Raw genomic sequence first — 24,851 nt, forward strand, 5'->3', positions numbered from 1 at the left:
GGCCGCCAGGGCCCGGCTGTCGGCGCCCGGCCGTCAGAGCACTGCCACGGGGTTGACCGGGGAGCCCGTACCACCGGGGATGTTCAGAGGCGCCACGAGGAGCAGGAACGCGTAGCGGCCCGTGCCGGCGCAGGCGGCGGAGAGCTCTTCGAGGTCGAGGTTGTCCAGCAGCGGCACCCCCATCGCGGCGATGGCGAGCGTGTGGACGGGGGAGTGCAGGCCCTCGACGGGGGACGGCCGGACGTCGCTGTCGCCGTCGCCGCCGAGCAGGGCGACGCCGCGCTCGGCCAGCAGGGGCACGGCGTTCACGTGGAGGCCCGCGGAGGCGGCGCCGGGGTCCCAGGCGCCCAGGTCGCGGCGGCGCCGGAAGCGGCCGGTCCGCAGCAGGACCGCGTCGCCCTCGCCGATCGTCACGCCGAGCGCCTCCTCCGCGGCGGTGAGGTCCCCGGCGTGCACGGCCTGCCCCGGTTCCAGCCACGCCCTGCCCAGGACGGCCGGCAGGTCGAGGAGCACCCCCCTGGTCACCAGGGGGCCGAGCGCCGCGACCTCGCCGAAGCGGGCCCCTGCGGCGCCGACGAGGTCGCGCGCCGTGCCGCCGCCGTAGAACCGCCCGCGATAGGCCATGTGGGAGAGCGCGTCCAGATGGCTGACGGCCTTGCCGTGGTAGTCGGCGCCGATGAAGTCCTTGTGGGCGGCGGGCTCGGGCGCCTCGACGTCACCGAGGTCGGACATGTAGTGCAGGGCGGGCCTGGGGTTGTCCGGGCCGGGCGCGGTGTCCCACGGCCGCCCCATCGGCACGACGGTCCCCGTCCGCACCAGGGCGCCGGCCCGCCGGACGTGGTCCGCGGTCACCCGGTTCCAGGCCCCGCGGTCGGCGGGCGTCCAGCGGCCCCATGTGCGGACCCTCTCGAAGAGCGCGTCGAACTCCCCGCGGGAGACGGCCGGCCCGTTGCGGGCGCCGTCCGGCGGGGGAGCCGGCGCATCGGTCGGGAAGCCCATGTCCATGGTGCTGAATGATGAGCCGTCGGCCGCCGGATGCGGGCGATCCGCGGGCGGGCATTTCGGTGACACCGCTTCTACGCGCGTTGACGGCTCGATCGCAACGCCACGCGGCCCCCGGGCGGGAAACCGCACGGGGGCCGCGTCTACGCATCCGAGCGTCTACGCGTCTACATCGTCCGTACCTGCACCGCCCGCACCTACGTCATCCGCCGCTGCTCCGGCACGGGCACGTCCTGGAACTGCCCCCGCTGGAGCTCGTACAGGCCGCGGAAGACCCCTCCGGGCGTCTTCAGCAGCTCCTCGAACGTGCCGCTCTCCCGGAGCTCGCCCTGCTCCAGCACGTGGATGACGTCGGCGTGCCGCACGGACGCCAGGCGGTGGGTGATCAGGACGACGGTCTGCCCGCCGTCGGCGAGTGTGCGGATCTGCTCGAACACCTCCAGCTCGGCCCGGGCGTCCAGGGCCGAGGTGGGTTCGTCGACGATGAGGATGCGGGCGTCGCGGTAGCGGGCGCGGGCGATGCCCAGCCGCTGCCACTGGCCCCCGGAGATCTGATGGCCTCCCTTGTAGCCCTTGGACAGCAGCGTGTCCCAGCCTTTCGGCAGCTCCGCCACGACCTTGTCGGCGCCCGTGCGGACGGCGGCCTCCTCCAGCGCCCGCTGGTCCAGCGGCCGGTCGGTGCGGCCGATGGCCACGTTCATGCGGCACGTGAACGGCCACCGGTGGAAGTCCTGGCCGACCATCGCGATCCGCGAGAACAGCTGCGCCCGGTCCAGGGCACAGGCGTCCACGCCGTCCCACAGGATGCTCCCCGCATCGGGCCGGTACAGACCGGCCACGAGCTTGGCGACGGTGGTCTTGCCCGAGCCGTTCACACCGACGAGCGCCACGATCCGTCCGGCGGGGATGTCCAGGGACACGTTCCTGAGCGCCGGCCGCTCACGGTTCCGGGACCCTCCGGAGCCCTCGGAGCCGTCGGCGGGATAGCGGAAGGTGACGTTCTCGAAGCGGATCAGCGCCGGCCGCTCGGGCACGGGCAGCCCGCCGTCGGGGATGGCCCGCTCCGCCGCCTCCCGGCACAGACGCTCCAGGTCCTGTACGTAACAGGCCTCCTCGTAGAGGTTGTTGACCTGCAGGACGAGGGTGGACAGGCTCTGCCCGCCCGTCCGCGTGGCCAGCACGGCCGTGCCCGCCACCGACAGGTCCATCGCCCCCGCCGCCAGCAGCCCGATCAGCGCCAGGTACGTCAGGGCCGTGGCGGCGCCGGTGAGCGCGGACGCGACCAGCCGGACCCGGGCGGCGCTGTCGGCCAGCCGCGACTGCTCGGCCTCGGAGTCCTGCGACATGCTGCGGAAGTGATCCACCAGGAAGGGCCCGACGCCGTGGACGCGGATCTCCGGGGCGGGCCCCGTCCGCATCAGCGTCTGGCTCAGCAGCCTCCCGGCCCGCGAGTGCTGCACCCACCGCAGGTAACTCGCGTACCGCGTCCGCGAGTTCCGGAGGGCCGCCCAGGAGCGGGGGACGGTCATCAGGACGAGGAGCGGCAGCAGCACCGGATGCAGCACGGTCAGCACGCCGGCGGCGGCCGCGAAGGACACCAGGGAGCCGATGACGCCGGTGCAGTAGCTGATCATGCGGCGCGCCGAGGCGGCCCCGTACTGGGCCGAATCCAGCAGCCGGTGGAAGTCCGCGTCCTCGATCGCCGCCAGCTCGACCCGGACCACGCGCTCCAGGTACCGCTCGGTCGCCACCCGCTCGACCTTCGGCTCCAGCCGGCCCGTGCCCGACGTCGAAGCCGACGCGGCCAGCGCGCTCACCGTCCCGGCCAGCGTCACCACCACCATCGCCGGGACGGCTGCCAGCAGACGCTGCGCGATGGTCCCGGAGGCCAGGACGGCGGTCAGGACGCCGTTGACCGCGACCAGCCCCACGGCCTGCCCGGCACCCCGGATCAGCTCGGCGGCGCCGACCACGGCCAGGGACCGGCGGTCGGCCTGCCGGGCCAGGCGCACGGTGGAGCGGACGAGGCGGGGCAGGCGCAGGGCCATTGCCCACAGCGACATCTCGAAGTACGCCGCCTCGTGCTGGGCCCACCCGTTGTCGTACAGCAGCGGGCCGCCGAACAGCAGCTGCTCCGAATCCGGCCGGCTCCCGGGCGCCGCGCCTCCCACAGAGGCGCCCTCGCTCCGGTCCTTCTGCTCACCCGTCTTCGTGTTCTCCTGCCTCATGCCGCGCCTCCCGGCTTTCCGTCCCAGCCGTGGGTGGACAGCAGCGCCCCCGAGACGAACCTGCCGAGGACGGCGGCGGTGCAGGGCACGCAGTCCGCGGGCGGGTGCGCCGGGTCGGCCCAGACGAGCGTGGAGCACTTCTCCGGCTCCAGGTTGCGCGGCTCGCCCGACCACCGCTGCGCGGTGAAGACGACCCCGACCCGGGCCTGCCCCTCGGGGTTGCGGTGGTGGATCAGGTGGCAGAACTCCAGGTCGGCCGGGTCGACGGCGACTCCGACCTCCTCGGCGACCTCGCGCAGCGCGCCGTCGGCCAGGGTCTCGCCGTCCTCGAGGTGCCCGCCGGGCGGGGCGAGGAGACCGGCGGCGTACACGTCCCCGGCCCGCCGCAGCAGCAGGACGCGGCCGTCGTCGCGGTGCAGCAGGACCATCACGTCGATCACGCACGTGTAGCGCGCCCGCTGCCTCATGACGGCCACCTCCCGGCGGTGGCCGCGCCGGATCCCACGGGCCTTGCCGGCCGGCGGTGTTCGAATACCGGATGCACCCCGCCGGTGTGCGCGGGGCCCTCGTGATGGTGATGCACTACGCCTCCTCGTTGACGTACGGATCGGACGAGCGATCGGGAAAACGACCCCTGATCGGGGGCGTCACGGCCCTCCAAGGGCGTTTCGTCGCTCAGGAATTCGAGGAGGCGTCAACCGGCCCGCGGGCTCTGGGTCGGGAGCCGGTCGCCGTTTGTGCGATTCACTCCACCGTGGCCGGTCACCCGATCCGGGGGTTGCGTTGCGGCCGGAAACGATCACCTGCCGCCCCTGGACCCGTGGCTGCGGGGCGGCCGCAGGCCCCTCTTTGCAGAGGGGCCTGCAGCACCGCGCGGCGGCTGTTCACGGGCGGGCCCGGCTCGTTGCCGGCCCACTGGTCACACCTTCACCACGATCTTGCCGGTGAACGTGCTGGAGTCCATCAGGCGGTGCGCGTCCGTGATGCGCTCCAGGCCGTCGAAGGTCTCGGCGATCACCGGCGCCAGCGTGCCGCTCGCCAGGCCCGACCCGATGAAGGCGGCGGCACGGCGGCGGTAGGCCTCGTCGCGGCAGAGGACTCCGTTGCCGTACGCGTGGACGGTCAGCGGCCAGTTCATCGACAGCTGGGCGGGGCGCGGGTCCAGGAAGCCGTAGAGCACCAGCGTGCCGCCGGGGGCGAGCGCGTCGCCGAGGGTCGCGAAGCCCGGGCCGCCCACCCCGTCGAAAGCCATGCGCGCACCCCGGCCACCGGTGATCCGCTTGACCTCCTCGACCAGGTCCTCGGAGCCGGTGCTGATCACGTGGGCCGCGCCGAGCTCCAGCAGCCGCTCCCGCTTGGACTCGCCGCGCGTGGTGGCGATCGGAACCGCGCCCATCCGCAGGGCCGTCTGGATCGCGGCCGTCCCCGTACCGCTGGAGGCGGCCGTGATGACCACGTGGTCGCCCGGGGCCAGCCCGCCGGTCTCCACCATGCCGCCGTACGCCGTCGAGTACGACAGCCACGCCGCCGCGGACGTGACCGCGTCCACGCCCTCGGGCCGGGGCACCAGCGACGTCCCGGGCAGGACGGCGTGCTCGCCGTACACCCCGTGGACGCCGAAGTCGAAGTTGGCCGCGGCCATCACCGCGTCGCCGGGGGCGAACGCCGTCACGCCCTCGCCGACCGACTCGACCACGCCCGCCGCCTCGTAGCCGAGCCGGGAGCCGGGCAGCGTCGGTCGGTAGTAGTAGCCGCCCGCGCGGAAGAGGGCCTCGGCCCGGTTGAGTCCGATCGCCTCGACGCGGAAGAGGACCTCGCCGGGCCCGGGCTGCGCCAGCGGCACCTCCTCGACCTTCAGGACCTCGGGGCCGCCGAGCTCATGGAAGAGGACCGCCCTGGTGACTGCCGTTCCGTTGACTGCCGTCCCGTTGACTGCCGTGTGTGCAGAAGAAGTTGTCATGGGAACGACCGTACGGAGGGGGCGGAAGACGATCCATATCCGAAAACCTCCTGGTTATGTCCCAGCGTCTTTCGATCACGGGTGCGGGGTCCGATCGCGGCGGTAGGGTGCGGCCATGGACGTACTGAGCGACGCGATCGCCGCCATGCGCACCGGGCGCCCCCACTCCTCCCGTTCCGTCAAGCGCGCGCCCTGGGGCGTCCGCTTCCCGGCCTCCGACGGCGCCGGCTTCCACGTGGTCCTCCAGGGCTCGGCCTGGCTCCTGCCGCCCGACGGAGCCGAGCCCGTCCGCCTCGGCCCGGGCGACGTCGTCTTCCTGGCCCACGGGTACGGGCACGGCCTCGCCGACGACCCCGGCACGCCGCTGGAGGACGCCCGGTTGAAGCCGGACGGCTCCTGGCCGTCGCTCCGTGACCGAGGGCCCGTCCACGGCGACGACACCCTCGTGCTCTGCGGCGCCTACCAGCTGAACAAGGTGCGGGCCCACCCCCTCCTCACGGACCTGCCGCCCTTCATCCACCTTCCGGCCCGCATCGGGGCCCCCGACCGGCTGCGCGCCGCCATCGAGCTGCTCGGCGCCGAACTGGCCGACCCGCAGCCCGGATCCGACGCCGTCGTGCCCGCGCTCCTCGACACCCTGCTGCTCTACTTGCTGCGCACCTGGTGGCTGACCGAGCGCCCCGAGGAGCCGTCCGGATGGGCGGCGGCCCTGGGAGACCCGGCCGTCACGGCCGCCCTGCACGCCATCCACGACGACCCGGCGCATCCTTGGACGGTCGAGGAGCTCGCCGCCCGGGCCGCGCTGTCGCGTGCCGCCTTCGCCCGGCGCTTCGCCGCGCTCGTCGGCCAGCCGCCGCTCGCCTATCTGACCTGGTGGCGCATGACGACGGCGGGCCGGCTGCTGCGCGAGGGCGACGCCCCGCTGCGCACCGTCGCCGAACGGGCGGGGTACACCTCGGAGTTCGCCTTCGCCAAGGCCTTCAAGCGCGAGTACGGGGTGGCGCCGGGCCGGTACCGCAAGCAGGGGGCCGACCTCTCGGCGTGACCGGACGACGCCGGCGCCGGGGTCGGTGCCGACACCGACACCGACACCGGCGCCGGGGGCCGGGGCCCGTCACCCTGCCCGGTGCCGGGCCCCGGCGTGTGCGGCCCGCCGCGCCCTGCCCCGGCGCCCGTTCACCAGACCGCACACGATCAGCAGCGCCGCCCAGGCTCCCGTGCACAGGACCTGCGTCCGGGAGTCCGGTTCGAGGACCATGACCACCAGGACCGCGCCGATCGCGAGCAGGGTCAGCCGGGTCAGGTGGGGGAACAGCCACATGCGCACCGGCGGTTCGGCATCCCCGCACCGGGCGCGGCGGCGGCGCAGGCGCAGCTGCGAGAGGCCGATGAGGAACCAGACGATCAGGATGGTGGCCCCCACGGCGTTGAGCAGGAAGCGGAAGACGGTGTCCGGCCAGACGACGCTGAGGACGACCGCCGCGAAGCCGAAGGCGGCGGAGGCGAGGACCGTGTTGCGCGGGACGCCGCCCGGCGTGACACGGCCGAGGGCGCGGGGCGCGTCGCCGCGGTGCACGAGGGAGTAGAGCATGCGGGAGGAGCCGTAGATGTTGGCGTTCATGGCCGACAGCAGGGCGACGAGCACCACGGCGTTCATGAGGTGCCCGGCGCCGGGGACGCCCATGCGCTCGAGGGTGCCGCTGTAGGGGCTGGTGTGCGCGGTGCTGCTGTCCCAGGGCAGCAGGGTGACGATGACGGCCATGGAGCCGATGTAGAAGAGGCAGATGCGCCAGACGACGGTCCTGGCGGCGCGGCCCACCGCCCTGACCGGGTCGGCGGATTCGGCGGCCGCGATCGTGACGGTCTCCAGCCCTCCGTAGGCGAAGACCGCCGCGACGAGGCCGAGGGCGAGCCCGTGCCAGCCGTGCGGCAGGAAGCCGCCGTGGCCGGTGAGGTGGGCGGCGCCCGGCGCGGCGGAGCCGGGCAGGAGGCCGCAGACGGCGAGCGCCCCCAGCAGGAGGAAGACGCAGATGGCGGTGACCTTCAGGCCGGCGAACCAGAATTCGAGGTCGCCGAAGCGCCGGACGGCGGCGAGGTTGCTGCCCGTGAACACGGCCATGAAGAGCGTCATCCACACCCACCCCGGAACGCCGGGGAGCCATCCCGTCATGATGTCCGCCGCCCCGATGGCCTCCGCGGCGACGCTGACGACCAGCAGCGACCAGTACAGCCAGCCCGCCGTCAGACCGGCCCAGGGGCCGAGCGCCTTGGCGGCGTGCACGGAGAAGGACCCGGTGGCCGGGTCGGCGGCGGACATCTCCGCCAGCATCCGCATGACCAGCAGCACCAGGCCGCCGGCCAGGACGTACGCGACGACGATCGCGGGTCCCGCCGCCCTGATCCCCACCCCGGAGCCGACGAACAGGCCCGCTCCGATGGCACCGCCCAGCGCGATCATGGACAGGTGACGCTGCTTGAGCCCGCGCGGCAGCCCGGCGCCCGCCTCCGTGGCGGCGGCGGGCGCGGCCGGGCTCTTGCGGGTGCCGGTGCCGGCGGGAGGTGGCGCGAGCATGCTGACCGTCCTGGGGCTGAAGGGAGGCGTGGGCGTGGAACCACTACCTACCGATCAGCCGGGCGCGGCACCCTTCTGCGCCGGCCGCTCTGTCAGGTCGGGGGAGCGAAGCGGTCGATGAGGGCGGTGACGCCGGCGGCGAGCTGCTCCTCGCCGCCGCGCACGGCCAGGCCGGGGCCCAGGGCCCGCAGGCGGGGGAAGTCCTTGACCGGCAGCCGGTGCAGGCCCATGCGGAAGGCGGGCTCGGGCTCGTCCGGGTTGTCCACGACCTCCCGCAGCTCGAAGAGGATGTAACCCAGCACCCAGGAGATGACGGCCCGGTACAGCTCCAGCGTGGCCCGCTCGCCCAGCCCCGCCCGTTCCAGCCGGGTCAGCAGGCGCTCGTGGGCGCGGAGCACCGCGGGCGGGCGCCGCGTCAGCGGCACCGTGAAGGGGCGGAGCGCCAGCAGGGGGGCGACGTTCGGGTGGGCGAGCGCGACGCGGTACATCGCCCGCGCGACGGCGACGAGGGCCTCCCGCCACGGGGGAGCGGCCTCGTCGCCCCCGCCGGCGACGGCCTCGGGGCCGAACGGGGTGCCGCTGAGGCTCTCCTCCAGCTCTATGAAGAGCCGCTCGACGAGGCCGTCGAGCAGGTCGTCCTTGCTGGGGGTGTACCGGTAGAGGGCCATCGTCTCGACGCCGAGCTCCTCGGCCACCCGGCGCATGCTCAGCCCGTCGAGCCCTTCGGCGTCGACGATGCGCAGCGCCGCTCCGACGACTCGGTCCCGGGTGAGCCGGGCGCGGTCAGCCATCGCGACCGACCTCCTCCGCGAGGAAGTCCCGCCTCCGACGTCCACCCTTGACAAAGGGTGTGAGGCGGGATGAGCCTGTACGTATACAGCATAAACGGCGACAGCATGTTTACAAGGTAAATATGCACCGTATCCTGTGATCGATTCGACCTGGTGAGTGATCACCATGCGACACACCTGCACGACCCGGGCCTGCCCGGTGCCCCTGGCGCCGGATGCACTGGCCGGGCTCTACGTGACCTACCTCGACCTGCTGGAGTCGGGCGGCCTGCCGAAGGACACCACCTTCGAGCAGTACTACTACGTCTGGCGCTCCGGCAGGCGCGGGGTGAAGCGCATCGGACTCGACGACGGCGCCGTCCGGGTCGGGCCCGCGGCCGGCGGGCGGGAGCTCATCGAACGGCCCTCCACGAAGCTCAAGGGAGTGATCCGCACTCTCGTGCTCCTGGTGGACTTCCCCGACCGGCCGCACGACCCGAATCACCGGCCCGGCCACTACCAGCAGTTGTTGTTCAGCGAGGACTCCGTGCCGACCGGCAGCATGCGCGACTACTACCGCACGGTCAGTGGCTTCGGGACGTTCAGCGAGAACGGCATCGACGTCCAGGGCGAAGTCCACGGCTGGTTCCGCCTGCCGCAGCCGCTCTCGTTCTACGCCGACGGGAACTCCGGCACGACCGAGGAGGGGTTCCCCAGGAACTCCCAGGGCATGGCTCGCGACGCGGTCCGGATCGCCCTGGAGGAGGGCATCGACTTCGCCCCCTTCGACGTCCTCGGCGAGAACATGGTCACTGCGCTCTTCGTCGTGCACGCGGGCAGCGGAGCCGAGAACACCAAGTCGCGCGACGACCTCTGGAGCCTGAAGTGGGGCATCCCTGGCGGCGTCGAGGTCGCCCCCGGCCTGAAGGCCGAGACCTTCCTGACGGTTCCGGAAGACTGCTCCATGGGTGTCTGCGCCCATGAGTGGGGGCACCTGGCCGCGCGGTACGCCGATTACTACGACACGGGTGAGCTGGGCGCCACCCAGTCGAGCGGCCTCGGCAACTACTGTCTGATGGCCTCGGGGAACTGGGGCAACAAGGGTCTCACTCCGGTCTTCCCCAACGGCATGCTGCGCATGTTCCACGGCTGGGCAGTCGCCCGGAACATCACCAAGACCACCAAGGACGTGGTGATGCGGCCGGCCGCGGAGACCGGCGAGCTCGTGTTCATCCGGAACCCGGACACCATGTCCGACCTGCAGTACGTCCTGGCCGAGTACCGGCGCCGCCGGGGCCAGGACGCGGCCCTTCCCGACCAGGGCATCGCCGTCTACGTCGTCGACGAAAGCATCGAGGACGTCAACGAGGAGGAGCGGCTGGCGATCGAGCTGATGCAGGCCGACGGCCGGCGCGACCTCGGCGCGATCTTCGGTCAGGGCAACCGCGGCGACTCCGACGACCTGTATCCCTCCCTGGACAACACGGTCCTCGGCGAGACGACCACCCCGGCGCTCAACCTCCCCGACGGCACGTTCTCCGGCGTCACGATCGAGGTCCAGGGCAGGCCCGGGGACAAGGAGATGGGCATCGACGTCCACATGGCGTGACGTTCACACGGATACCTCACGGATCCCGGGTAACGCGGAGTGTAGAGAGGGACCCACTCACCCCACACCCCACGACCCGACCGGAGGGATCGTTCCATGGATCGCCACATGGACTGGCGACAGTACGGTGCTTGTCTCGACGAGGACCCCGAGTTGTTCTTCCCCGTCGGTACGACGGGTCCCGCACTCGTACAGACCGAGGACGCCAAATCGGTGTGCCGCACCTGCCCGGTGCGCGCGGAGTGCCTGCGCTGGGCACTGGAGTCCGGGCAGGAGAGCGGCGTGTGGGGCGGGACGAGCGAGGCGGAGCGGCGGGCGCTGCACCGGGCCGCGAAGCCCCGGCGTGCGGCGTCCGCCGCGGGCCGGGTTCAGCCCAGGAACTCCAGGAGGGCGCGCGTGACGGCCTCCGGCTGCTCCTCGACCAGGTAGTTGCGGCTTCCCTCGATCTCGGCCATGCGGACGTCGGTGCCCTGCTGGGGGAACACCTCCCGCATGTACTCGAAGAACGTCCCGTAGGCCAGGCCGAGCATCGGCACGGAGATCTTGTCGTACGACTCGAAGTCCGCGATGTCCTTCTGGTACGACTGGAACCAGCCCTTGGCGGCGCGGATCGCCTCGGTCGTCGAGTACGCGCGGGCGTAGACGTCCCGGTCGCGGTCGGTGATCGCGTCCGGGTTCACCAGGCTCAGGCCGAACATGTAGTCGATGATGTGGCGGTAGCGGCCGGTGAGGATCTGCTCCGGGAAGTCGGCCACCTGGTTGAAGGCGAGCCACCAGCGGTGCGGGCCCTTGTCGCCGGGGTTCGGCAGCATGGGGAACTTGTAGTAGCTCCGGTCCGCGTGCGTGGTGTTGAGGATCGCCACCTTCTCGGTGGCGTCCGGGTGGTTCGCCGCGTAGGCGAACGCGACCATCGCGCCGATCCCGTGCCCCGCGATGTTCACCTTCTCGTGGCCGAGGTGGCGCACGAGCTCGCGGATGTCCTGGGCCATGTTCTTCTTGTCGAAGCCCGACTCCGGCTTGCTCGACCCGCCCATGCCGCGGATGTCGACGGTGATCACGCGGAAGCGGGCCGCGAGCGCGGGCATCACCTTCCGGTACTCCCACCACGTCTCGGGCCAGCCGGGCAGCAGCACCAGCGGCTCGCCCCGGCCGCCGGTCACGTAGTGCAGCCGGACGCCGTTGACGTCCGCGTACTCGCTGGTGAACTCGCCGTCCAAGGACGCCGCGAGCTCGGCGTTGAGGGCCTTGAGCTCCTCGGCGTCCGTGACCGTCCCTGCGTTTGCCGACACTGCGCTCCCCCTATGTCGTCGACCTGTGCTTGGCTGTCGACCAGTGGTGTCCGGGGTGGGTTTGAACGCCCAACCCACTGGTGGCGACGACCATAACAACATCCACTTCACCGGACCAGATGTTGTGGATCACACGGAACCCGGCCCGTTCCCCCGCGCGAGGTGCGGGGGAACGGGCCGGGCGGGTGCGAACCGGAACCGTCAGCGCTTGACGGCCGGGCCCTCCTTGGGGGTGTTGGCCGCGGTCACGTTCACCGCGGCCCAGGCGGCGTCGACCGCCTTGTACTCGGCGCTCTTCTCGCCGTGGGTGTCCGCGGCGGCCTGCAGCGTGGCGACGCGGGCCTCGTGGAAGTCGGTCGTCGAGACCATGTAACGGGTCAGGGCGCGGTAGAAGATCTGCTGCGCCTTGTCCCGGCCGATGCCGGTGACCGCCTTGCCGTCGTACGTGGGGGAGTCGTACTCCACGCCCCCGATGGTCTTCTTGCCGCTGCCCTCGGCCAGCAGGTAGAAGGCGTGCGAGGAGACGCCGGAGCCGGCGTGCACCTCGCGGTCGTAGGACTCCGCGTCCCAGTAGTCGACGGTGCCCTCGAGGACGTCCAGCGACGGCTTGTCCATCCGGCGCAGGAACTTCTGCTCCAGGCCGAGCTTCTCGCCGAGGAGGTAGTTCGGCGGGTTGCCGCCGTTGTTCGTCCGGAACTCCACGCCCGCGCCGAAGATGTCGGCGAGCGACTCGTTGAGCGCGCCCGCCTCGCCGAACTGGTTCTGGCGCGCATCCACCCGCGTGGGCTGGAAGTCGGCGGTCGCCTCGATCACGCCGTGGCTGAGCTCGTGGCCGGTGACGTCCAGGGCCACCAGCGGCTGCTTGAACGTTTCTCCATCGCCGTCGCCGTAGAGCATGCAGCCGCACTCGGGGGACCAGAAGGCGTTGCCGACCTTGTCGCCGAAGTGCACCAGGGCGCGCGGGCCGGAGCCGTCGTTCTTGATGCCGTTCCGGCCGAACGTCGCCTTGTAGTAGTCGTACGTGCTCGTGATGCCGAACTGCGCGTCGACGGCGGCGGTGGCGTTGTCGGTGGCGCTGCCGTTGCCCCAGCGGTTGTCGGCGTCGGTGAACGCCTTGCCCGCCGCGAAGGAGTCGAGCTCCTTGGACTGGGCGTCGCGGGTCTCGCCGCCGCCGCGGCTGAGGTCCTTGAGGACGAAGGAGTCCTTGGCCGTCTGGGTGGTCGTCAGCGGGATGCTGCCCGCGAACAGCGAGGCGCCGGTGCCGTTGGCCTGGGCCGGGAACTGCGTGCCGGACTGCGCCTTGGCCGGCGGGGTCGTCCTGGCGCCGGTGCGCGGCTTGGCCTCCTTGCCCTCGCTGCGCAGCTTGGCCTTCAGACCGGGGGAGATGATGCCGTCGCTGAGCGGCGTGCTGCTGATGACCTTGCCGCTGCCGGCGTCCACGACGACGCTGTGGCCGACGCCGGTCTCGGCCTTTCCGCTGCTCGTGACGGTCACGCGGTAGGCGAGGACCGGCTCGGTGCTACGCGCGTCGACCACGAGCTCGGTCTTGGCGGCCTTGCCGTCCACCGACTTCGCGGCCTTCGCCGCGGCCTGCGGCGCGGTGAGCTTCGGGGCGACCGACGGCACGGAGACGCCGTGCCGGATCGCCCGGGTGACGCCGAGGTAGTTCTTCTTCGCGTCGAGGTGGACGACGAGGTCGCCGCCGACGACGGGGACGCCCTGGTAGGCCCGGACGAAACGGACGTGGCGCTTGCCCTCGGGGTCGATGAGGGTGTCCTTGACGCGGAGCGTCTCGTTCTTGCCGACGCCCGTGGCGTCCGCGTGGGCGAGGGCGGCGGCGGTGGCCGCCTTCACGGTCTCCGCGTTGGCGGCGAGGGCGGCGGCGCTGACCGAGGAGTCCGCGGCCGCTGCGCGGGCCCGGTCCCGGAGGGAGTCCGCCGTGTCCACGGGCTGAGACGGGGCGGCGGACGCCGTGCCCGCCATGGTGGCCGCGGCCACGATCGTCGCGGCGGCGATGAGTATTCGTCTGCGGGTTGTGGGGGTCGTACGCAAGTTCAGCGCCCTTTGCGTCAAGGGCGGTTCGGGGTGCACCCGGCCGCCTGCATGCACGCGGTGCCGTCACTCGCGCACCGCGGGAACCTGTGGTCCCGCGGAGGACTCTGCCGGTGCTGGCATGGGCATGAAAAGAGCAGATAGGCGTGATGTCCGGACAGTTGATCAACTGTTAACAATGCCTCAACGCAAGGTGCCCGGACCGTGACGCGACGTCAATCCACGGGTGAAGAGGCGAGGTTGGGGGAAGGGGTTGCGGGCACCCTTCACCGTCTCGCTATGTGAGATGGCGGAGGTTTCGCGCCTACGCCGGCCCGGGCGGCCAGCTGCCGCCCGCCACCCGCGTCCCCACCGCCCGCAGCCGCCGCGCCGTCCGGTCCGCCGCGAGGTACACCCAGGCGCGCACCGCACCCCCGCGCTCGGGCAGCACCTGCAGCCCGACCCGTACGTACATCTCCCCGCGCCCGTCCGGACCGCAGCCCTCCAGCTCGTCCAGGGAGGCGAGCACCGCCGCGTACTCCCCGGGCGCGACGGAGACCAGCTCCCCGCGGACCTCCCCGCCCGGCTCTGCCACGGCGTACGGATAGCCGGGCCCCTCGTACAGCACCGCGCCCCGCAGCCGCGCCGGCTCCTCGGCCACCGTGCGGCCCCGCAGGTGGTACCCGTGGTTGACCTGCCCGGGACGCAGCGTCCCGTAGACGAACACGGGCAGCCGCTCCGGCTCCACCGCCATCTCCCGCTCCCTCCACCCCTCGCCACGGGCGCGCGCCCGGCACCGAAAGGCGGGGGCGGGCGGCCCGCCGTAAAATTACCGGTATGGGAGACCGGCCTGCCGCGCCCTCCGCCCCCGAACTCGTCATCGAGTCCGAAGGCGGCTCGAAGACGATGGCCCCGGTCCGCTCCTACCTCGTGGGGCGCGACCCCCGGAGCGACGTCGTCCTGCAGGACGACCGGGTCTCCTGGCACCACGCCGTGCTGCGCCCGGGCGCCGGCCACTGGACCGTCGAGGACACCGGCAGCACCAACGGCACCTGGGCGGAAGGATGCCGGGTGCAGGTCCTCGACGTGGGGCCCGGCACCGTCCTGCGCTTCGGCAACCCCACCGACGGGCCCGCCGTCGTCCTCAGGAACGCACCGCCCCCGGCCCCGCCGCCCCCGCCGCCCCCGCCGCCCCCGGCGGAGCGTCCCGCACCCCCGGCGGAGCGCCCCTCGTCCGTCGCCATGCCCGCCGCCACCGGCACGTTCCGGCAGCCCACCTCCGTACGCCCGCTGACGCCCCGCACCGTGCGCATCGGTCGCGGCCCCGACAACGACGTGTCCGTCGACGACCTGGTGGTCTCCCGCCGCCACGCCGAACTGCGCGCCGGGCCGGGAGGCGCCTACGAGATCGTCGACCTCGGCAGCCACAACGGAACCTTCCTGAACGGCCACCCCGTGCGCCGCGCCCCGGTCCTCCCCGGCGACATCATCGGCATCGGCCACTCCGCCTTCTGCCTCGTCGGCGACCAGCTCCAGGAGTACGTCGACAGCGGCGAGATCTCCCTCGACGTCCAGGACCTGTGCGTCCACGTCGAGGCCGACGGGGGCCGCAAGCGGCTCCTCGACGACGTCTCCTTCCCCGTCGAGGAGAAGTCCCTGCTCGCCGTCGTCGGCCCCAGCGGCTCGGGCAAGTCCACCCTCCTCAACGCCCTCACCGGCCTGCGCCCCGCCGACCAGGGCGCGGTGCTCTACGACGGCCGCGACCTGTACCGCGACTACGCCGAGCTCAGGGCCCGCATCGGGCTCGTCCCCCAGGACGACATCCTGCACGTCCAGCTCACCGTGCGCCGCGCCCTGTCCTACGCCGCCGAACTGCGCTTCCCCGGCGACACCGCCAAGTCCGAACGCCTGGCCCGCGTCGAGGAGGTCATCCGCGAACTGGGCCTCGAACAGCGCGCCGACCAGCCCATCCACAGCCTCTCCGGCGGCCAGCGCAAGCGCGTCAGCGTCGCCCTGGAGCTCCTGACGAAGCCGTCGCTGCTCTTCCTCGACGAGCCGACCTCCGGCCTCGACCCGGGCATGGACCGCTCGGTGATGAACACGCTGCGCAGCCTCGCCGACGACGGCCGCACGGTCATCGTCGTCACCCACAGCGTGCTCAGCCTGGACGTCTGCGACCGGCTGCTGGTCCTCGCCCCCGGCGGGCGGACCGCCTTCTACGGACCGCCCGGCGACACGCCGGAGTTCTTCGGGTTCAAGGAGTGGCCCGAGGCGTTCGAAGCCTTCGAGAACGACAAGGACCGGGACTGGCCCGGGGAGTTCCGCGCCTCGTCCCAGCACCGGCAGTTCGTCGAGGCCGCCGCCGAGCAGCCGCGCCTCGCCGCGGCGGCGGCCCCGGAGGCGCCGCCCGAGCCGCCCGCCAAGCCCCAGAGCTGGGGCGCCCAGCTGTGGACCCTGATGCGCCGCTACGTGATGGCGCTCAGCACCGACCGCACCTTCCTGATCATCATGATCGTGCTGCCGTTCGTCACCGGCGCGATGGCCCGGCTGTCCTCGGGCACCCGCTTCGCCTCCGCCGACAAGGCGAACACCGTCCTGCTGATCCTGTGCGTCGGCGGCGTGCTGACGGGCGCCGCCAACGCCGTGCGCGAACTCGTCAAGGAACGGGTCATCTACCGTCGCGAACGAGCCGTGGGCCTGTCCAGGTCCGCCTACGTGATGTCGAAGATCATCGTTCTGGGCGTGATCACGGTGGCGCAGGCGATCGTCCTGTCCATCGTCGGCCTGGGCGGGGTGGACACCCGCGCGCCCGGTGGCAAGGGCGTGCTCATGCCGCCCCTGATCGAGATGACGCTGGCCCTGGCGGTGCTGTCGTTCACCTCCATGCTGCTGGGCCTCCTGGTGTCGGCGGTCGTCCGCCGCGAAGAGGTCACCATGCCGCTGCTGGTGCTCATCACCCTGGTCCAGGTCGTCTTCTGCGGCGGAATGATCGAACTCAACAACAAGTTGGTGCTGGAGCAGCTCTCCTGGCTGGTCCCCTCGCGCTGGGCGCTCGCGGCCATGAGCTCCACGATCGACTTCACCCACATCCCGCCCGCCACCGGGCAGCTCCCGCCGTCGGCCGGGGGAGGCGACCCGCTCTTCCGGCACGCCGTCGGCACCTGGCTGCTCGACATGGGCATGATGGTGGTCCTGTCCCTCGTGTTCGCCTTCCTGGTGGCCCGCCTCCTGCGCCGCCACGAACCCGCGGTCATGCGGAAGTGACGGAGTCGGAGTCATTCATGAGCACCGTCCCCCTCTCGCCCGGCAGCGCGTCCGGCATCCCCGGATTCCTGCCCACCCACGTCGTGCCCCCCGGCGGGCTCGCCACCTGGACCGCCCCCGACGGGACCGTCCCCACCCAGCCGCTGGACCCGCTGCTGCCCGTACGGCTCGTGGAGCGCCGCGGCGAATGGGGGCAGGTGCTGTGCTCCAACGGCTGGGCCGCGTGGACCGACGCCCGGCTCCTGGTGTCGCTGCCGCAGGGGCCGCCCGCGGCCGGAGGCCTGCCCGAGCGGACGCAGGACGCGCGCGCCCTCCTCGCCCGCGTCCAGGAGGCCCTCGGGCAGTACCGCACGGCGATGGAGGACCTCGCCGCCGGGCGCACCGACGGGGAGACCTTCGCCGGCACGACCCGGGGGCTGCGGATCGGGGCCGTGCTGGACGGCGACGCCGTCTGGCTCTACGACGCCGGACGGGACGTGTGGTGCTACTGCGACGGCACGGCCATGGCCGCCCTGGCCTCCCCGGCCGGGCCCGGCGGTGAGAGCTGATGGCCGGGGCCGGTGAACGCCCGTCCGAGCTGATCGGCCGCCGCATCGCCGGCTACGAGGTGGAGAGCGAAATCGGGCGCGGCGGCATGGCTGTCGTCTACCGCGCCCGCGACCTGCGGCTCGGCCGGATCGTCGCGCTCAAGCTGCTCGCCCCCGAACTGGCCCGCAACGACACCTTCCGCAAGCGCTTCGGGCACGAGTCGCAGGTCGCCGCGGCCATCGACCACCCGCACATCGTCCCGGTGTTCGAGGCCGGGGAGGCCGACGGGCTGCTCTACATCGCCATGCGGTACGTGGCCGGGCAGGACCTGCGCGTCCTGCTCGACCGCGAGGGGCCGCTGCCGCCGGACGCCGTGTGCCGCATCGCCGGCCAGGTCGCCTCCGCCCTCGACGCCGCCCACGCCAACGACCTCGTGCACCGGGACGTCAAGCCGGGGAACATCCTCGTCGCCGAGGGCACCGACGCCGACCACCCCGAGCACGTGTACCTCACCGACTTCGGGCTGACGAAGAAGTCCCTGTCGCTGACCGGGTACACCCGGGTGGGCCAGTTCGTCGGCACGCTGGACTACGTCGCCCCCGAGCAGATCGCGGGCAAGCCGGTCGACGGGCGGTGCGACGTGTACAGCCTGGGGTGCGTGGTCTTCGAGATGCTGACGGGAGCGCCGCCGTTCCGGCGCGAGGACGACATGGCGCTGCTGTGGGCGCACCAGTACGACGCGCCGCCGAAGCTGTCGGAACGGCAGCCCGGGCTGCCGGACGCGGCCGATGACGTCTTGGGCAAGGCCTTGGCGAAGACGCCGGACGAGCGCTTCGAGAGCTGCTGCGGGTTCGTGGCGGCCCTGCGGGCCGCCACATCCGGCAGCGGCCCGGGGGACGGTGGCAGGACGCGGAACGGCGAGGGGATCGAACCGCCGCCGGACGAGCCGCCGGAGGTCCCCGAGCCGCCGGCGTGGGCGGCGGCGGTGTTCCCCGAACGGTGGCGCTGAGCGGGAGTCTCAGGCCGGGAGAGGGCTCCGGCCCGCCCGAACTCTCCCGGCCTGAGGCTGCCTACGGTTTCCCGGCCTCCTCCGCGAGCCCCCGTCGCCCGGCTCTCCGGGACAGCAGGCTGCCCAGGTAGCCCGCCACCAGTCCCCACAGCAGACCGACGCCGGTCAGCGTCAGCAGGTGCGGGGTCAGGGCGACCTCGCCGCCGAAGGACGACAGGTCGCCGATGCCCAGCAGCGACAGCCCGACGCGGGCGGAGATGCGGGTGAGGGCGCCGATGGCGAACAGCGTGACGGCCAGCGCCGCCCCCAGCTGCAGCGCGTGCTCCCAGTGCTGCATCGTCGCGGGCGACCGCACGGCCAGCAGGAAACCGGCCGCGAGCAGGGCGACCACGGCGAGGGCCACCAGCAGCCACGCCCGCCCGTCGTGTTCGGCGAGCGAGGCGATGGTCACCCTGGACGGCTCGTCACCGCCCCCGCGCAGCACCGCCGTGAGCGCCTTGGGCAGGGGCAGCCCGAGGGACTGGCCCGGCACGCGCCCCTCCCAGGAGCCTCCGAGGCCGAGGCCCAGGGAGATCCAGGCCAGGTTGGGCAGGCCGAGCAGGAGCACCGCCATGGTCCCCGCCGGGTTGCCGCGCGTGACGGCGGCGACGAGCCCGACGAGCAGGAAGAGCAGCACGTAGCCGAGCAGCAGTGCCACCACGGCGAACGCGGCGGGCCGCACCGGGTCCTGGAAGCGCAGCAGCCGCGACGGCAGCGGCGTCTTGCGGGAGGCCGCGACCGCCACGGCGAGCAGCACGAGCAGCCACAGCAGCCCGTAGCCGAGGGTGGGCCCGACGTCCGCGCGGAACCCGACGCTGGGGGAGACTTCCAGGGCCTCCCCGATGTCGCCGAGGAGGGAGTCGCCCAGGTCGATGCGGAAGGTGTGCCGCGCGCCGAGGGCGATGAGCAGCAGGGCGATCAGCCACAGTACGGCCGTACGGGCGACGCGGGCGAGCAGGTCGCGCCCGCCCGCCACCGCGTGGTGGCGCAGCGGGCGCAGGAAGACGGTGGCGAGGGCGACCGCGCCGGCCAGGGTCACCGAGAGCGGCACGACGTCGAGCGAGGCCCCCGTACGGCCCAGGACGCCCGCGCCGCCGGACAGTTCCACCGTGCCGCCCACGGCCGAGACGACCGTGGCCGCGGTCACGGCCGGGAACGCGCCCGGCAGGCCGTCGGCGCCGGCGGCCCACAGCCCGAGCGCGGCGACGGCGAACATGGCCACCACCGCGGCGGCCACGGCCGCGAAGGCGTCCCACCAGACGCGGACGAAGGAGGGCGCGCCCCCGGGCGGCTGGCTCACACTGCCTCCGCATGCCTCGTCGACGGTCGGGTACCCGGGCTCGGGAGGGGGAGCCCGCACGCTCAACGTACGCCCGTGCGGCCCGCTCCACCTGTCGGGGATCCGCCTGCCGGGCCACCCCTCCCCGGGCGAACCCCGCTTGCGGCCCGTGCCGGTCTGCGGCACACAATGATCACGGGGGGCGGTGACATCCCAGCGCAGGACCCATCAGAGGACCAAACGGAGGAGCAGGGCCCGTGTCGTCCGAACCACCGTCAGAAGACCGCCCCACCGGCCCGCCGTCCGGCCCCCTCTCCGGTGGGGGAAGCGGATCCGGCCGGGCCGGTCCGCCCACCCCGGCCGAGCCGCCGGAGCCGACCCGGGCGGACTGGCCCTCGTCCGGCGGCGACCGGAGCGTGCCCTCGGGCCCGGAGCCGCCCGGGCCGCCGGGTCCTCCCGCACCGCCGGCCGGCGACCACGCCGCGCCGCCGCCCGGCGGGGAACCGCCGCGCCCCTGGTGGCGGTCCGGTCCCAGGGTGGCCCTCGTCGGGGGCCTCGCGGTGGTCGTGGCGGCGCTCGCGGTCTACTTCCTCCGGCCGGAGGGCGGCGGCGAGGTCTTCCTGCAGGCCGCCTCGGCCGAGGGCAGGGACCCCTTCACCCCGTCGACGGCCAAGGAGAAGGGCACGAAGGAGGCGACCGCGGCCCCCGTCTCCCCGGCCCCGGGCGGCACCCGCACCATCGAGGGCTCCAGCCCCGGTCTCTACGGCGGCAGCGAGAACGAGTCGAGCTGCGACGTGGAGCGCCAGATCAAATACCTGACGGAGAATCAGACAAAGGGCCGGGCCTTCGCGAGCGCGGCGGGCATCCAGCAGGGTGAGATTCCCAGCTACTTGCGCGGCCTGACCCCCGTACAGCTGCGCTCCGACACCCGCGTCACCAACCACGGCTACAAGAACGGCTCGGCCACCCCCTACCAGGCCGTCCTGCAGGCCGGAACCGCCGTCCTGACCGACAACCGGGGCGTGCCCCGGGTGCGCTGCGCCTGCGGCAACCCGCTCGGCCCGCCCGTCGCGATCAAGGGCAGCCAGAAGACCCGGGGCCAGAGCTGGAGCACGTACAAGCCGAACCGGACAGTCGCCGTCGCCCCGGCCCGCACCGTCATCGTCGTGATCATCATCTACGACCCGCGCACCGGCCAGTGGTTCGAACGGCCGGTGGGCACCGACGGCAGCAAGGACCGCCCCATCCCGCCGCCCAAGGGCGGCGTGACGTCCGGCCCGGCCACGCCGTCGTCGGAGGAGCCGAGCAGCATCGAGCCGTCGACGCCGTACTCGTCCCCGCCGCCGTCGCCCCCCACGGCCCCGCCCCCGCCGCCGACCGAGCCCGGGCCCGCGTACGGCCCGCAGAACCGGAACGCCGGATCCGGGGGAGCGCCGTGAGCCGGACCGCCCGGCGGCGGATCTGAGACCGCCTCCGATGCCCGACGCGCCGCTCGCGCCCCGGCCGCAGGAGGCCGGGACCCGCCCGGCCCCGGCCGCCGCCGGGGCGCGGGCGGCCGCGCGCGAGCCGCGCCCGGCGTGGCTGCTGGCCGCGGCGGCGGTGGCCTACAACGCCTGGCTGCTGGAGTTCCTCCTGCCCACGGGCCTGGACGCCCGGCACTCCTACGTCAGCGAGCTCTACGCCGCCGACCAGCGCTTCCACGGGCTCTTCGGCGCGATCGAGATCGTCACCGCCCTGCTCGTGGCCGCGGGGGCCGTTCCCCTTCCGCGCCGGCCCGGCAGCAGCCGCTGCGTCCTCGCGAGCCGCTGGTCGCTGGTCGCCTTCGCGGCGTCCTCCGTGGCGGACGTCATCGTGCCGATGCGCTGCGCCCCCTCGGTCAACAGCGCCTGCGAGGTGGTCAACCCCTTGCACACGGCCACCAGCGCGCTGGCCCACGCGGCGCTGTTCGCCTCGATGGCGCTGATGGCGGCGGCCGCGGCGGGCGGCACCCGGTGGCCGCTGGTCCGCCGCTGGGGGCCGTGGGTCCTGGCCGCGGCCCTGACGACCGCGCTGCTCACGGTCGGACCGCTCCTCGGCCGGCCGGGCTGGCACGGCGTCCCGCAGCGCGCGCACCTGGTGCTCGTCGGGGTGTGGCTCGCCCTGCTGGCCGCCTCGTTCGGAGGGGTGGCGAGAACCGGTCGTCACAGGAGTACGTGACGATCGAATCTGGTCGATTGTGCAGGAGAGCGAAGGGCTCCGGAGGTCCGGACCGCTCGGACGCTCCGGAGTCCGTCCGGAAATCGAACCTGATCAGGAACCCACCGGACAGGGCGAGTTCACTTCTGCACGAATCTGTCGCTTCGTCAACGGGCAGTGTTTTAAAGCCATGACGTATTGCTGCAGTCTTGTGAACGCAATGTTTCCAACAAGACGATCATCCTCGTTGCCCACACGAGGAGGTCATCATGAACGACCGGCTGAGTCTCAGCCCGGACGCGGCACGGCAGCTCGCGACCACCACCAAGACCGCCCCGCAGATGCGCGGCATCACGCCCCGCTACCTGCTCCGCGCCCTGCCGTGGGTGGACGTCGAGTCCGGCACCTACCGCGTCAACCGCCGGCGGACCTTCGTACTCGGCGACGACCGGATCACCACGTACCGGAACGACGACGCCCACCACATCGTCCCGGAGGACCTGCGGGAGATCCCCTACCTGCGCGAAGCGGACGAGGACCTCCTGCGCGAACTGGCCTCCTCCTTCACCGAGGTCACCTTCGAGGCCGGGCAGACCCTGATCGAGGAGGGCGGCACCACGGGCAGACTGTGGGTCCTCGTCCAGGGCCGGGCGGAGAAGCGGGCCACCGGCCGCTACGGCGAGGACGCCCTCCTCGAAGTCGTCGGCGACGGCCAGTACTTCGACCTCGACTCCTGGTCCCACGGCCGCCCCGCGCCCTACCGCGTCCAGGCCCTGACCCCCGGTACCGCGCTCTGCGCCGACCGCGACCAGCTGGCCCGGCTCGCCGGGCGCGACGAGGCGCTGAGCGCCGCCCTCGCCGCCTTCAACGCCGGCGAGCGGACCGCCCCCGGCTCCGAGGTGCCGGTGGACCTCACCGCCGGGCACGTCGGCGAGCCCGACCTGCCGGGCACCTTCGTCGACTACGAGGACGTGCCCCGCGAGTACCACATGACGCTCGCCCAGACCGTGCTGCGCGTCCACTCCCGCGTCGCCGACCTCTACAACGAGCCCATCGACCAGACCCGGGCCCAGGCCGACCTGACCGTCCAGGCGCTGCGCGAGCGCCAGGAGCGGTCGATGCTCAACCACCCCGAGTTCGGCCTGTTCAACAACGTCGCCCCGGGCCAGCGGGTGCAGACCCGCACCGGCGCCCCGACCCCCGACGACATGGACGAGCTGCTCAGCAGGGTCTGGAAGCAGCCCTCCTACTTCCTCGCCCACCCGCGCGCCATCGCCGCCTTCGGCCGCGAGTGCACGCGCCGCGGCGTGCCCCCGGTCATCGAGAACCGCTTCGGCAGCCCCCTGCTCACCTGGCGCGGCGTCCCGCTGCTGCCCTCCGACAAGGTGCGCATCACCGGCCCGAACGGCGCCGGCACCACCGAGATCCTGCTGATGCGCGTCGGCGAGGCCGAGCAGGGCGTGGTGGGCCTGCGCCCCGCGAAGGTGCCCGACGAGGTCGAGCCGGGCCTGTCGATGCGCAACATGGGCATGGACCGGAAGGGCATCACCCAGTACCTGATGACGGCCTACTTCAACGCCGCGGTGCTGGTCGAGGACGCCCTCGCCGTGCTCCGGAACGTCGAGGTGTCGAAGTACCATGACTACTCCTGACATGTCGTGGGGCGCGCACGCCCCGGGCATGGCCCCGAACCTCCCGTGGGCGCCGGCCGCGCCCCAGCGGCCCACCGCGGGCAGCGCGGCCACCCGCAGCGGCGGGTTCACCCCCGAGGCCGCCCGGCAGGACGTCCCCGTCCTGCAGCGGCCCGTCAACGGGCGCCCCGTCGTCTGGCTCGACAACGGCGCGACCACCCAGAAGCCCCGCCAGGTCATCGAGACCCTGGCCGCCTACTACGCCACCGCCAACTCCAACATCCACCGCGGTGCGCACACCCTGGCCCGCGAGGCCACCGAGATGTACGAGGGCGGACGGGCCGCGGTCGCCGGCTTCCTGGGCGCCCCGTCACCCGACACCATCGTCTTCACCCGGGGCACCACCGAGGCCGTCAACCTCGTCGCGCAGAGCTGGGGGCGCGCCAACCTCGGCCCCGGCGACGAGATCCTCGTCTCCACCCTGGAGCACCACTCCAACATCGTCCCCTGGCTGATGATCGCCAAGGAGCGGCGGGCCCGGGTCGTGCCGATCCCCCTGCTGCCCGACGGCAGCATCGACCAGGACGCCTACGCGGACCTGCTCTCCTTCCGCACCCAGCTCGTCGCGATCAGCCACGCCTCCAACGTGCTGGGCACGGTGCCGCCGGTGAAGGAGATGACGGCACTGGCCCACCGCTACAGCGCCAAGGTGCTCGTGGACGGCGCCCAGGCCGTCGCCCACTTCCCCGTGGACGTCCAGGACCTGGACAGCGACTTCTACGTCTTCTCCGGACACAAGCTGTACGCCCCCACGGGCATCGGGGCGATGTACGCCAAGCCGGAGATCCTGTCCGCCATGCCGCCCTGGCAGGGCGGCGGCAACATGATCGACCAGGTGGAGTTCGGCCGCGTCACCTACGCCCCCGCGCCGCACTGCTTCGAAGCCGGCACCGGGCACATCTCCGGCGTCGTCGGCCTCAAGGCCGCCATCGACTGGCTGACCTCCTTCGGCCGCGACGCGGTCGCCGCGTACGAGACCGCGCTGCTCGGCCACGCCCAGCAGGCCCTGGCCGCGGTACCGGGCCTCACCGTCCTGGGCAGCGCGCCCGAGAAGATCGCGGTGCTGACCTTCACGCTCGCGGGCCGGGACCCGATGGAGGTGGCCCGCAGCCTGGACCAGGACGGCATCGCCGTCCGCGCCGGCCACCACTGCGCCCAGCCCTCGCTGCGCCACTACGGGCTGGAGGCCGCGACCCGGGCCTCGCTGGCCCTGTACAACACCGCCGAAGAGGTGGACCAGCTGGCCGCCGCGCTCATGCGGATCCAGGCGCAGGGCGCCACCTGACCCGCACTCACATGGCCCGAACCGCCGTGCAGTCGCCCCGGTGCACACCGCGCCGGGGCGCGCTGCCGTCCCCGGGCTTGCGGCATCCGGGGTGTCGCGCCGGACCGATGCGCGGCACAA

The 24,851-nt window shown here is 73.0% G+C and carries 20 protein-coding genes; 10 read left to right on the forward strand and 10 right to left on the reverse strand.

Annotated elements, in window-relative coordinates; translation table 11 throughout:
• Positions 1 to 33: 33 nt before the first annotated feature.
• The 4 genes from ACFPP6_RS19515 to ACFPP6_RS19530 form a co-directional block, all read right to left on the reverse strand.
• Complete coding sequence (locus tag ACFPP6_RS19515) at positions 34 to 999, reverse strand: cyclase family protein (RefSeq protein ID WP_382044016.1); 966 nt, start codon at positions 997 to 999, stop codon at positions 34 to 36.
• A gap of 200 nt (positions 1,000 to 1,199) precedes the next feature.
• A complete protein-coding gene (locus tag ACFPP6_RS19520; RefSeq protein WP_382043799.1) occupies positions 1,200 to 3,230 on the reverse strand; it encodes an ABC transporter ATP-binding protein in 2,031 nt (676 codons plus the stop codon).
• Positions 3,227 to 3,697, reverse strand: coding sequence for an NUDIX hydrolase (locus tag ACFPP6_RS19525; protein ID WP_382043802.1), 471 nt, complete (start codon positions 3,695 to 3,697; stop codon positions 3,227 to 3,229). The genes ACFPP6_RS19520 and ACFPP6_RS19525 overlap by 4 nt, the downstream gene beginning before the upstream one ends.
• Positions 3,698 to 4,149: 452 nt before the next feature.
• A complete protein-coding gene (locus ACFPP6_RS19530; protein ID WP_382043805.1) occupies positions 4,150 to 5,190 on the reverse strand; it encodes a zinc-dependent alcohol dehydrogenase family protein in 1,041 nt (346 codons plus the stop codon).
• A 115-nt stretch (positions 5,191 to 5,305) separates the two neighbouring features.
• On the opposite strand from ACFPP6_RS19530, the gene ACFPP6_RS19535 reads away from it, so the two are divergent.
• Positions 5,306 to 6,235 carry an AraC family transcriptional regulator gene (locus ACFPP6_RS19535; RefSeq protein ID WP_382043807.1) on the forward strand — a complete coding sequence of 310 codons (930 nt, stop codon included), beginning with the start codon at positions 5,306 to 5,308 and terminating at the stop codon, positions 6,233 to 6,235.
• A gap of 69 nt (positions 6,236 to 6,304) precedes the next feature.
• Here ACFPP6_RS19535 and ACFPP6_RS19540 read toward each other — a convergent pair whose 3' ends face one another.
• Both ACFPP6_RS19540 and ACFPP6_RS19545 read right to left on the reverse strand, forming a co-directional pair.
• A complete protein-coding gene (locus ACFPP6_RS19540; protein ID WP_382043809.1) occupies positions 6,305 to 7,762 on the reverse strand; it encodes an amino acid permease in 1,458 nt (485 codons plus the stop codon).
• Between the two features lie 92 nt (positions 7,763 to 7,854).
• Complete coding sequence (locus ACFPP6_RS19545) at positions 7,855 to 8,553, reverse strand: TetR/AcrR family transcriptional regulator (RefSeq protein ID WP_382043812.1); 699 nt, start codon at positions 8,551 to 8,553, stop codon at positions 7,855 to 7,857.
• Positions 8,554 to 8,719: 166 nt separating this feature from the next.
• Between ACFPP6_RS19545 and ACFPP6_RS19550 the strand changes: the two genes are divergently transcribed.
• Both ACFPP6_RS19550 and ACFPP6_RS19555 read left to right on the forward strand, forming a co-directional pair.
• Entirely contained in the window at positions 8,720 to 10,141 is a 1,422-nt protein-coding gene (locus ACFPP6_RS19550; RefSeq protein WP_382043815.1) for a M6 family metalloprotease domain-containing protein, read from the forward strand.
• A gap of 108 nt (positions 10,142 to 10,249) precedes the next feature.
• Positions 10,250 to 10,570 (forward strand): WhiB family transcriptional regulator, encoded by a 321-nt coding sequence (locus ACFPP6_RS19555; protein WP_179084116.1) that lies wholly within the window; start codon positions 10,250 to 10,252, stop codon positions 10,568 to 10,570.
• On the opposite strand, the gene ACFPP6_RS19560 is transcribed toward ACFPP6_RS19555, so the two are convergent.
• The 3 genes from ACFPP6_RS19560 to ACFPP6_RS19570 all read right to left on the reverse strand — a co-directional run bounded on the left by ACFPP6_RS19560 (position 10,510) and on the right by ACFPP6_RS19570 (position 14,215).
• Positions 10,510 to 11,430 carry an alpha/beta fold hydrolase gene (locus ACFPP6_RS19560; protein ID WP_382043819.1) on the reverse strand — a complete coding sequence of 307 codons (921 nt, stop codon included), beginning with the start codon at positions 11,428 to 11,430 and terminating at the stop codon, positions 10,510 to 10,512. The genes ACFPP6_RS19555 and ACFPP6_RS19560 overlap by 61 nt on opposite strands.
• Before the next feature lie 201 nt (positions 11,431 to 11,631).
• Positions 11,632 to 13,413, reverse strand: coding sequence for a M4 family metallopeptidase (locus tag ACFPP6_RS19565; RefSeq protein ID WP_382044019.1), 1,782 nt, complete (start codon positions 13,411 to 13,413; stop codon positions 11,632 to 11,634).
• 373 nt (positions 13,414 to 13,786) lie between these two features.
• Entirely contained in the window at positions 13,787 to 14,215 is a 429-nt protein-coding gene (locus ACFPP6_RS19570; protein WP_382043821.1) for a gamma-glutamylcyclotransferase family protein, read from the reverse strand.
• Positions 14,216 to 14,298: 83 nt separating this feature from the next.
• Here ACFPP6_RS19570 and ACFPP6_RS19575 point away from each other — a divergent pair, with 83 nt between their 5' ends.
• From ACFPP6_RS19575 to ACFPP6_RS19585, 3 genes are read left to right on the forward strand one after another with little or no spacing between them, the layout of a single operon-like run.
• Positions 14,299 to 16,725: an FHA domain-containing protein gene (locus ACFPP6_RS19575; protein WP_382043824.1), complete on the forward strand. Its 2,427-nt coding sequence runs from the start codon at positions 14,299 to 14,301 to the stop codon at positions 16,723 to 16,725.
• 17 nt (positions 16,726 to 16,742) lie between these two features.
• Positions 16,743 to 17,273 carry a hypothetical protein gene (locus ACFPP6_RS19580; RefSeq protein ID WP_382043827.1) on the forward strand — a complete coding sequence of 177 codons (531 nt, stop codon included), beginning with the start codon at positions 16,743 to 16,745 and terminating at the stop codon, positions 17,271 to 17,273.
• Positions 17,273 to 18,262 carry a serine/threonine-protein kinase gene (locus ACFPP6_RS19585; RefSeq protein WP_382043830.1) on the forward strand — a complete coding sequence of 330 codons (990 nt, stop codon included), beginning with the start codon at positions 17,273 to 17,275 and terminating at the stop codon, positions 18,260 to 18,262. Before ACFPP6_RS19580 ends, ACFPP6_RS19585 begins: the two co-directional genes overlap by 1 nt.
• 61 nt (positions 18,263 to 18,323) lie before the next feature.
• Here the strand turns inward: ACFPP6_RS19585 and ACFPP6_RS19590 are convergent, their stop codons facing one another.
• A complete protein-coding gene (locus ACFPP6_RS19590; protein WP_382043833.1) occupies positions 18,324 to 19,601 on the reverse strand; it encodes a streptophobe family protein in 1,278 nt (425 codons plus the stop codon).
• A gap of 236 nt (positions 19,602 to 19,837) precedes the next feature.
• On the opposite strand from ACFPP6_RS19590, the gene ACFPP6_RS19595 reads away from it, so the two are divergent.
• The 4 genes from ACFPP6_RS19595 (at position 19,838) to ACFPP6_RS19610 (ending at position 24,731) form a co-directional block, all read left to right on the forward strand.
• Positions 19,838 to 21,019: a DUF6777 domain-containing protein gene (locus ACFPP6_RS19595; protein WP_382043835.1), complete on the forward strand. Its 1,182-nt coding sequence runs from the start codon at positions 19,838 to 19,840 to the stop codon at positions 21,017 to 21,019.
• A 37-nt stretch (positions 21,020 to 21,056) separates the two neighbouring features.
• Positions 21,057 to 21,776: a DUF998 domain-containing protein gene (locus ACFPP6_RS19600; RefSeq protein WP_382043837.1), complete on the forward strand. Its 720-nt coding sequence runs from the start codon at positions 21,057 to 21,059 to the stop codon at positions 21,774 to 21,776.
• Between the two features lie 248 nt (positions 21,777 to 22,024).
• A complete protein-coding gene (locus ACFPP6_RS19605) occupies positions 22,025 to 23,407 on the forward strand; it encodes a family 2B encapsulin nanocompartment shell protein (RefSeq protein WP_382043840.1) in 1,383 nt (460 codons plus the stop codon).
• Positions 23,394 to 24,731 carry a SufS family cysteine desulfurase gene (locus tag ACFPP6_RS19610; RefSeq protein ID WP_382043843.1) on the forward strand — a complete coding sequence of 446 codons (1,338 nt, stop codon included), beginning with the start codon at positions 23,394 to 23,396 and terminating at the stop codon, positions 24,729 to 24,731. Before ACFPP6_RS19605 ends, ACFPP6_RS19610 begins: the two co-directional genes overlap by 14 nt.
• Positions 24,732 to 24,851 lie beyond the last annotated feature (120 nt).

The sequence above is a fragment of the Streptomyces aureoversilis genome (genome assembly GCF_042657885.1).
Taxonomy (GTDB): domain Bacteria; phylum Actinomycetota; class Actinomycetes; order Streptomycetales; family Streptomycetaceae; genus Streptomyces; species Streptomyces aureoversilis.

Bases quoted from the DNA above. Each gene is read 5' to 3' on its own strand.
- ACFPP6_RS19515 (WP_382044016.1), bottom strand. From the start codon at position 999: ATGGGCTTCCCGACCGATGCGCCGGCTCCCCCGCCGGACGGCGCCCGC.
- ACFPP6_RS19520 (WP_382043799.1), bottom strand. From the start codon at position 3,230: ATGAGGCAGGAGAACACGAAGACGGGTGAGCAGAAGGACCGGAGCGAG.
- ACFPP6_RS19525 (WP_382043802.1), bottom strand. From the start codon at position 3,697: ATGAGGCAGCGGGCGCGCTACACGTGCGTGATCGACGTGATGGTCCTG.
- ACFPP6_RS19530 (WP_382043805.1), bottom strand. From the start codon at position 5,190: ATGACAACTTCTTCTGCACACACGGCAGTCAACGGGACGGCAGTCAAC.
- ACFPP6_RS19535 (WP_382043807.1), top strand. From the start codon at position 5,306: ATGGACGTACTGAGCGACGCGATCGCCGCCATGCGCACCGGGCGCCCC.
- ACFPP6_RS19540 (WP_382043809.1), bottom strand. From the start codon at position 7,762: ATGCTCGCGCCACCTCCCGCCGGCACCGGCACCCGCAAGAGCCCGGCC.
- ACFPP6_RS19545 (WP_382043812.1), bottom strand. From the start codon at position 8,553: ATGGCTGACCGCGCCCGGCTCACCCGGGACCGAGTCGTCGGAGCGGCG.
- ACFPP6_RS19550 (WP_382043815.1), top strand. From the start codon at position 8,720: ATGCGACACACCTGCACGACCCGGGCCTGCCCGGTGCCCCTGGCGCCG.
- ACFPP6_RS19555 (WP_179084116.1), top strand. From the start codon at position 10,250: ATGGACTGGCGACAGTACGGTGCTTGTCTCGACGAGGACCCCGAGTTG.
- ACFPP6_RS19565 (WP_382044019.1), bottom strand. From the start codon at position 13,413: ATGGCGGGCACGGCGTCCGCCGCCCCGTCTCAGCCCGTGGACACGGCG.
- ACFPP6_RS19570 (WP_382043821.1), bottom strand. From the start codon at position 14,215: ATGGCGGTGGAGCCGGAGCGGCTGCCCGTGTTCGTCTACGGGACGCTG.
- ACFPP6_RS19575 (WP_382043824.1), top strand. From the start codon at position 14,299: ATGGGAGACCGGCCTGCCGCGCCCTCCGCCCCCGAACTCGTCATCGAG.
- ACFPP6_RS19580 (WP_382043827.1), top strand. From the start codon at position 16,743: ATGAGCACCGTCCCCCTCTCGCCCGGCAGCGCGTCCGGCATCCCCGGA.
- ACFPP6_RS19585 (WP_382043830.1), top strand. From the start codon at position 17,273: ATGGCCGGGGCCGGTGAACGCCCGTCCGAGCTGATCGGCCGCCGCATC.
- ACFPP6_RS19600 (WP_382043837.1), top strand. From the start codon at position 21,057: ATGCCCGACGCGCCGCTCGCGCCCCGGCCGCAGGAGGCCGGGACCCGC.
- ACFPP6_RS19605 (WP_382043840.1), top strand. From the start codon at position 22,025: ATGAACGACCGGCTGAGTCTCAGCCCGGACGCGGCACGGCAGCTCGCG.
- ACFPP6_RS19610 (WP_382043843.1), top strand. From the start codon at position 23,394: ATGACTACTCCTGACATGTCGTGGGGCGCGCACGCCCCGGGCATGGCC.